9 protein-coding genes are annotated in these 7318 nt (G+C 39.1%); 6 read left to right on the top strand and 3 right to left on the bottom strand.

Annotation, left to right across the window (positions count from 1 at the left end):
- The coding region (locus ACRCJ0_RS07795) for a VOC family protein (RefSeq protein ID WP_431390090.1) at positions 1 to 264 on the bottom strand (264 nt) is incomplete at its 3' end.
- A gap of 275 nt (positions 265 to 539) precedes the next feature.
- Here ACRCJ0_RS07795 and ACRCJ0_RS07790 point away from each other — a divergent pair.
- From ACRCJ0_RS07790 to ACRCJ0_RS07765, 6 genes are all read left to right on the top strand, one after another.
- Positions 540 to 1973: an MFS transporter gene (locus ACRCJ0_RS07790; protein ID WP_431390088.1), complete on the top strand. Its 1434-nt coding sequence runs from the start codon at positions 540 to 542 to the stop codon at positions 1971 to 1973.
- Between the two features lie 472 nt (positions 1974 to 2445).
- On the top strand, positions 2446 to 3204 hold the full coding sequence (tsaB, locus tag ACRCJ0_RS07785) for a tRNA (adenosine(37)-N6)-threonylcarbamoyltransferase complex dimerization subunit type 1 TsaB (protein ID WP_431390087.1): 759 nt from the start codon (positions 2446 to 2448) through the stop codon (positions 3202 to 3204).
- A complete protein-coding gene (gene rimI, locus ACRCJ0_RS07780) occupies positions 3173 to 3796 on the top strand; it encodes a ribosomal protein S18-alanine N-acetyltransferase (RefSeq protein ID WP_026465148.1) in 624 nt (207 codons plus the stop codon). The genes tsaB and rimI (ACRCJ0_RS07780) overlap by 32 nt, the downstream gene beginning before the upstream one ends.
- 3 nt (positions 3797 to 3799) lie before the next feature.
- Positions 3800 to 4294, top strand: a complete 495-nt coding sequence (rimI, locus tag ACRCJ0_RS07775) for a ribosomal protein S18-alanine N-acetyltransferase (RefSeq protein WP_431390086.1) — start codon at positions 3800 to 3802, stop codon at positions 4292 to 4294.
- Positions 4295 to 4322: 28 nt separating this feature from the next.
- On the top strand, positions 4323 to 5333 hold the full coding sequence (gene tsaD / locus ACRCJ0_RS07770) for a tRNA (adenosine(37)-N6)-threonylcarbamoyltransferase complex transferase subunit TsaD (protein WP_026465150.1): 1011 nt from the start codon (positions 4323 to 4325) through the stop codon (positions 5331 to 5333).
- An 83-nt stretch (positions 5334 to 5416) separates the two neighbouring features.
- Positions 5417 to 5635 carry a hypothetical protein gene (locus tag ACRCJ0_RS07765; RefSeq protein WP_431387786.1) on the top strand — a complete coding sequence of 73 codons (219 nt, stop codon included), beginning with the start codon at positions 5417 to 5419 and terminating at the stop codon, positions 5633 to 5635.
- Positions 5636 to 5944: 309 nt separating this feature from the next.
- Here ACRCJ0_RS07765 and ACRCJ0_RS07760 read toward each other — a convergent pair whose 3' ends face one another.
- Together ACRCJ0_RS07760 and ACRCJ0_RS07755 are read right to left on the bottom strand one after the other, a co-directional pair.
- Complete coding sequence (locus ACRCJ0_RS07760) at positions 5945 to 6673, bottom strand: tryptophan-rich sensory protein (protein ID WP_431390085.1); 729 nt, start codon at positions 6671 to 6673, stop codon at positions 5945 to 5947.
- A gap of 503 nt (positions 6674 to 7176) precedes the next feature.
- On the bottom strand, positions 7177 to 7318 hold a 142-nt coding region (locus ACRCJ0_RS07755; RefSeq protein ID WP_431390089.1), incomplete at its 5' end, for a DUF1722 domain-containing protein.

The raw sequence follows: 7318 nt of genomic DNA, 5'->3' as shown, positions 1-7318 counted from the left end.
GCCAGCTGGAATAGCAAAAGAAGTGGTCGCCACTTGACCGTCACCCAATTGACCAAGGTGGTTATTTTCCCAAGGGAAGAAGGTAATGATGGTCCCGCCGTCAGCTTCATTGTTACCGAAATATAAATGGTAAGTGTAAGGGTCGTCGTAATTTAGGGTTTTCTTGACTAAACGAAGACCTAGGATGTCACGGTAAAAATTAAAAACTTGGTTAGGAGCACCGACAATAGCTGAGATGTGATGTAGTTTTTGAATAATTTCTATCATGATACTTCCTCCTAGTTGGGTATATGGATAATTTATTGAAGGGTAATGTTTTTTATTTCTAATTCGAATTAATATCTAAGATAAGTGTAGCATCATTTCTAATTCGAATCAAGTAAATTTATGGTATAAGCTAATTTCATTCCCGTTATGGCCGGATGCATTGTGAAGATTATGTAAAGTTATGATAATTAACAAAAACTTTAATATTATTTGTTAGAATAAGCTTGTGACAATGTGAAGAAAAAGCGCATGGTACTTATAGGAGGAATAGAATGAGCAACTCGTACGAAAATCCGACGACGATGGTAGCGTCTGATAAACGTCCCTTTGGTTTCCGTGATATCATTGGCTATTTCTTTGGAGACTTTGGCTGTAATCTGAGTTATTCAGTCGTAACTTACTACTTAACAATTTTCTATATATCTTATATTGGTATTGAGGCAACACATTTTGCGACCCTAATGGTCCTGACACGTGTATTTGATGCGGTGAATGATCCATTGGTTGGCTATTTCTCTGACCGGATTAAACCTTTTAAAGGTAACCGGTATAAACCATTCATTTTAGTTGGGGGTCCATTATTAGCAATCATTTCAGCCTTTATGTACTTTGATACCTCATCAATGGGCTATGGTGTGCAGTTAGCTGTCTGTGCCATTTCTTATGTGGCTTGGGACTTTGCTTATACCTTAGTAAACATCCCTTACGGTACTTTAAACTCAGTAGTAACTGACTCATCTGAAGGTCGTACAAAACTTTCTACAGCACGTTCAATTGGTGCTGGGGTTGCCAAATTACCAGTGGCGATTATTCCATTAATCGTATATCAAGATAAAGTAGTCGACGGACAAGTCGTATCACAATTCCAAGGACAATTAATGTTCCCAGTAATGTTAGGTTTAGGGGTTGTCGCTTTAATCTCATTCTTCTTGTTATATTTAAATGTAGAAGAACGTGTACAGCCAGATATGGAAAAAATCAAAAACCAACCGTCAATCTTCAAAACGTTCAAAACATTATTCTCAAACCGTGCCTTAATCGCCCAAATTATTGCCGGTACAGCACAAACAATCTTCATCTACTCAGCATCACAATTACACCAAATGACATTACAAGTTAAATACAACGACGGATCGCTATTCTCATGGTTCACCCTTATTGAAATCGCACCTTTAGCGATTGGGGTATTAATGATTACGCCACTTGTACGTAAATTTGGTAAACGCCAAGTCATCATCGTACCTTTAATTGGTACCTTGGTAATTTACGGAACAATGTTATTATTCCCAGTGGAAAATGTTTACGTTTGGGTTGGTTTGATGGCAGTCGCTAATATGTTTACATTCGGTTTCCAATTACTATCATGGGCAATGATTTCAGATGCAATTGACTACAACGAATGGAAACAAGGCTTCCGTTCAGACGGATCGTTATATTCTTCATATATCTTCTGTCGTAAAATCGGTACAGCATTCTCATCTGCAGCCGTACCATTATTAATTGCATTCACAGCACCTTCATTAGAGTTGAATAATGCAACAACCTGGACCGCATCAAACGTGGGTGCAATTTACAACATGTCAATTCTATTCCCATTATTTGGCTTTGGATTGGTATTTATTGCATACTTATTAGTATTTAACATCTCAAAAGAAGACTATCACAAAATGCAAAAAGACCTAGGTCATACAATTGATAATGGTTAATCCTTAAATTCAAATAAAAATGAAAACAATTGGCGGTCAAATAGGGTAAAACCTATAAGAACGTTAATTGTTTTTACATTTAAAAGGTAGAATTTGATATACTAAGAAAAAGGATGTGAGACAGGGCGTTTAGACAGGAGACGATGGAAGAATAGTGCCGTATCACACAAAGTGTGAAACAAACTATTCTGAAGCGGACACCTGTCTGCCCTGGCGAGCTCAACTAAAAAGGGTGCGAGATCTGACGTCAGGTTGCGAGAATCGAACTCGACCAAGTGTGAAAAAAGGGTGCCATCCAGTTCCAATAAAAAGGCGTGACCGCTGTCTAACATCATATCGGGCTCCGCAAACCAGAAAGCACTGCGTTTCACAAAATACTTTAAACACTTGCAGTATTATGTGGCTTTTGTTCCAGCACGGTGCAAGTCTTAACGACTTTTCTCGCACCTCCAAATTTTAAAAAGGTGGTTTTATGAAAACTTTAGCAATTGATACATCAACTCAAGCTCTTAGTGTCGCCCTACGTGATGGGGACCAGGTTGTGACAGAAACGACCACCAATACCAAAATTAAACATTCAACCCAATTGCTACCACTAATTGATAGTATGTTCAAGTTAGTCAATTGGCAACCTAACGACTTGGAGGGCATTATCGTAACGGAAGGTCCGGGTTCTTATACAGGATTGCGGATTGGGGTAACAGCAGCCAAAACCATGGCCAACACGCTAAACATTCCCTTGTTTACCTTACCAACCTTGATGGCGTTAGCGGGCAAAGTGCAAGCAACAAGTGGCCCAGCTTTAATCGTCCCATTCATCGATGCCAGGAGAAAGACGGCTTTTGCGACTGTTTACCTTAGAGAAGGCAACCGTTTTACGCCACTATTCACAACATCACACGGCCAATTTATCCAGTTTTTAGACCAAGTTGAGATCTACTTAAAAGACAATCCGGACTTACAAAGCTTACCGCTGAATTTTGTCAGCCCTGATATTGAAGCCTTCCGCCCAGATATTGAAGCTAAATTTGGCGACCGAGCAATTATTTTCCCAAGTGAATCAGGTTTGATTCATGCTGGCCACCTAGGTGCATTACCACTAAGACAAGTGGATGTAGATACCTTTATTCCAGACTATGCAAAATTATCAGAAGCTGAAGAAAACTGGGTCGCTCAAAATCCTGAGGAGGCTAAGGCAGATGAAGGCACGTACGTGGAGAGAACAAATTAAAGCATTTTTCAAAAATTTTAATCGACAGGTGTTATTTACCATGAAAAAATCTCTAGTAGCTGATTTAACATTAGACAAACAATCAATCGCCTTGCCAGATGGACAATCTATCTTTTTTGTTGTGCAAGATACGACAGTGATTCATCAAATGGTTGATATTGAATATCGCGCTTACCATCAAGTCGTTTCTTGGACGGCACGTGACTTCTTATACGATATGACTCAAAATCCTAACACCTATTACATTCAAGCCTTCTTAGGTGAAGAATTAGTAGGCTTTATTGGCTGTCGCCGTGACCGGACGGATGTCCATATTTCAAACTTGGTCGTAAATCCAGATTACCAATCAATCGGAATTGGGACCGCCTTACTGGACCGGGCCATCGACTGTGCTAAACAACTGGACCGCAACGCTATGTCCCTTGAAGTCAGAGCCTCAAACCATGGCGCACAACGTTTTTATCAACGTTTTGGATTTTACGAAAGTGATACTAAAGAGAACTATTACTCAGACAACGACGAAGATGCTTTCGAAATGCGGTTAGCGCCCCTAATTAATGTCGAGCAAATCGAAATTGTCGAAGGGGTGTAACCCGTGCAAATCGACCATCTAGACCATCAGTGGGCTAAAACTCAAGATCCTAAAGATGTAGGCAAAATGGCTACCGATATCCACGCTAGCTTACACCAAGCCTTTTCAACGGATTTATCTTGGTCTGCAAATGCCATTGATGTCAGTCTCAATAATCCATACCATCATTTCTTTATTATGCGCGATCCAGCAAACTTAGAGATTGTTGGACTAGCACATTTTCAATTGATTTTTGATGAGGTCGAGCTCTTCAATATTGCCGTCTTGCCTGACTACCGTAGACAAGGGCTTAGCTACCGGTTGCTTGAAGAGGCATTGCTATATTTTGCACAAAACAAGGGAAAAATAGTGACCCTTGAAGTCCGCAGTCGTAATCAAGCTGCTCGGCGACTATATGAAAAACTAGCCTTCAAACAAATTGCTAGTCGTCCCAACTATTATCCTGTAGACTTAGACGACGCTATTATTTATCAACGAAATTTAGTGGATAAAATCTAAATAACAAATTGAAAGGAGCCATTTCGCTATGGCAACAATATTAGCAATCGAATCTTCTTGTGATGAAACATCCGCTGCCATCGTCCAAAACGGGACAGATATGCGGTCTAATGTTGTCGCAAGTCAAATTAAAAGTCATATGCGGTTTGGCGGTGTAGTACCTGAAATCGCTAGCCGTCATCATGTAGAACAAATTACCCAAATCATCGACCTAGCTATGACTGAAGGTAACGCTACTTGGGAAGATGTGGACGCTGTCGCAGTAACCCAAGGACCTGGACTAGTCGGTTCGTTATTAATCGGGGTTACGGCAGCCAAAACTTTGGCTTTTGCTCATCAAAAACCTTTAATTGGGGTTAATCATATGGCTGGTCATATATACGCTAACCAACTGATCGCGCCAATGGATTATCCATTGTTGGCATTAGTTGTATCCGGTGGTCATACTGAACTAGTGATTATGCGCGGAGAAAATGATTTTGAAACAATTGGTGATACGCGTGATGATGCTGTAGGAGAAGCTTACGATAAAATCGGCCGTGTCATCGGAGTGCCTTATCCAGGTGGGAAAATCATTGACCAGATGGCTCATGAAGGGGAAGATGTTTATCAATATCCGCGAGCTATGAAGGGTGAAGATACATTAGATTTTTCTTTTTCAGGCTTAAAGTCTGCTGTAATCAACCATATGCATAATGCCAAACAAAAGAATGAAACGCTTGATATGAACAATGTAGCAGCTTCATTCCAAGCAGCAGCACTTGATCAATTAGTGGGTCGGACAATTTCTGCCTTAGACCAATATCCAGAAATAAACCACTTACTAGTTGCAGGTGGTGTAGCAGCCAATAAAGGTTTACGTAGCCAATTAACCGCTGCAGTTGAAGGATTAGATCGTCCAGTCACCTTACAGTTCCCGCCATTAAGCCTTTGCGGTGACAATGCGGCGATGATAGGTGCTGCAGCAGAGTCTTTATACCAAACACAGCAATTTGCTTCTTTAGCTTTAGACGCTAAACCAGGTATGAGCTTATCATAGGTAGAATATTTTGAAGCGAGGTAAGTTTTCTTTATAATAGAATACAATTTATAATCGAGTGAGAAAGAGAAGGCGGTGGGGTAATGTTTAATAGAAGAAAAATGAATGCGCAAGATAAATATGGAGACCGAAATCGCCTAGAACAACTTTCTGCTAGGCAACGACAAAGAGAGCGGTTTAAAGAACAACCTGATCGGATTCGTGATAATCCTAAGGATACTTTCGTGGATATCATTATCTTTCTTTTGATTATTGCTGTAATAACAGGATTGGTCTTTCTATACTGGGCCTTTAGTCTTTAGGAAGCGACTATATTTTTTCTAAGATGATTAAATAAAAAGCACAGAAATGTGCTTTTTTTCGTTAAAACCTTGTAGAGAAAGTGATAAAAACGGCATATATTGTAAATGTGAAATATTTCACTTGTAAATCCACCTAGCTAGCAATTACAATTTAATCATGCCTAGCTTTACTTGCATCCGGTTTATACTAGGTATATCGTTTGTTGTTGGGATGCACAAAAAAGGTTAGCCAGGTCCATCTGCTAACCGCGAATACTTTTTGTCTCAGCTCTCTAAGCGTGCACTTAGGGAGCTTTTTTATTTAGGTGATTATTTGCTTAAGTACTGTTTCATCAATAAACTGGCACTAGCCAACTGTGCAATGATACAGATGATAAGGACAACCGCTAAAGAAACGTAATTAAACTGATTTTCTATTAAAATCGCTACATAACTCCAAATGGATACTAATGGAAAGGCAATGTCTTTGTATCTAAAGGCGATGTAACCCATTAATAGACTAGCTACTACTAGCATGATGTTGGTCCAAGATAACTCGGAAAGTCCAATGAAAGAATTAATGCCGGCACCGATAAACCAGGTGAAGATATTGACAATTGTTGCAACAGTTACCCAAGCAAAGTAAATAGAGAATGGTAAACGATCAAGCCAGTTTTGGCTATCTATATCTGATAATCTTATATAAATGGTGACTAAGTTGATGAGTAATAAAGCAATAATGATTGTAGAAATAAGCAACCATTCTTGGGTAAAGGCAATAATCCAAAAACCGTTCAGTAAGAAATTGATAACAGGTAGAAAACTTAATCTGTCTACTACTGGTTGCCCTTGTTGTCGATTAAAGAATAAACGAATGATCCAAATAAAAGTGAGTATGTATATGATTCCCCAAATGGAGAAAGCGTAGCCGGCAGGTTGAATGAGTGCAGGGTCTTGATTTGCGACAATCCCCACATTAGTGGCAGACCAGTAATTTAGAAAAATCATTACAGCAAATGCGATGAGATAAATTACGGGCCATTGGGTATATTTTTTCATGAATATCTTCCTTTCAATTTAGTTTCTATAGTAATGTTTCAACAATTGATTATGAGGAGAAGTTTATACCATCATACAACATGACTTCATCGGCAACAATTTTTCCTGAAGAGAGTACAATCGATGCACCAGCACCTGGATGGACGCTTGACCCTGCAAAGTAAAAATTGTTGACCTATTTTAGCTTTACCTGTGGTCTAAAATGATTCCTTTGCCACAAAGTAGGTCGTAAGCCGAAAGTTGCTCCATGGTATGTATTAAATTTACTTTTGAAATCTTCCGGTGTGTAGCGTGTTTTCTTCAATTATAATTTCTGAAACTTCTGAAGATATGATCATCCTTTTTGGATTGGGGCATCTTACCAACTGATTAATCATTTTTCTTGTGGATTTCTACTTAATGGCTTGCATGTCGTAATCGGCTAGCGGATATACCGTCCATATCTGCCCCAACTACCATTACATGTTTTATCATTTTTATTATCATCTTCCTATCACAAGTGGCTATTTGAATGGCTTGAAGTAAATACTGTCAGTTAAATATGGATTTGGGTACTTTTTCAGTAATTGTTTCAAGTATCGACGGAATTGTGTAATCGATATTTCTTGGTTTTGTAGTTTTTCTTGATTGCGTTTAAACTCACCT

The sequence above is a fragment of the Aerococcus sp. L_32 genome (assembly GCF_050689315.1).
The sequence above is the reverse complement of the archived record's forward strand: the minus strand, read 5'-3'. Positions and strand labels throughout refer to the sequence as shown.